Source organism: Natrinema soli (assembly GCF_028618695.1).
In genome coordinates, this window is record NZ_JAQIVI010000379.1 from 1 (window position 1) to 597 (window position 597).

Below are 597 nucleotides of genomic sequence, written 5' to 3' on the forward strand. Positions count from 1 at the left end.
GGGAGACGACGGTCGGCCAGTCTCGCCCGGTCACGGCCGGGACCGAATCGATGCGGGCGCTCATGCGCGCTCCCCTCTCGATCGACCCGCCTCGAGGACCGCCGAGAGCCGGTCGGCCGGCCCGACCTCGAGGGCGGTGACGTCATCGATCATGCCGAGGTCTCGACGGAACTCCTCGAACGCGAGATACCTGTCGTAGGCCCGCTCGAGATCCGCGAGTCCACCCGGCTCGTAGAGCACCGCGGGAGCGAGCAGTACCGTGACTGTGGAACCATCCCGTCGTGCGAGCGAGACCGTTTCGCGTAGTTCCGCCGGCCGCGAATCGTCGGTACAGATGACGGTCCAGGTCGACCCCTTCGTGTTCGTCACTGTCCGCTGGACCGCTCCGTACAGCGGCGTCTCAGCGATCCGTTCCCGGTACACCTGCCGATCGGTATAGAAGGGGCGTAACGTCCGCGCAAACGGGTCGTCGGCTCCCTCGAGGTCGGCAAGCGATCGTCGCACGGCCGCTGGGGCAGGACGGTCCCGACGCGGGGCGACGGGACGTCCGGTCGCGTTGCGTGCGGTCGGCGAGGTGGTCGTCTCGTCCGGGGATGG

At 69.0% G+C, this 597-nt stretch carries 1 pseudogene; it reads right to left on the reverse strand.

The features are described from left to right. Positions 1-60 precede the first annotated feature (60 nt). Positions 61-597, reverse strand: a pseudogene (locus PGX04_RS21240) (DUF58 domain-containing protein); the annotation flags it as partial.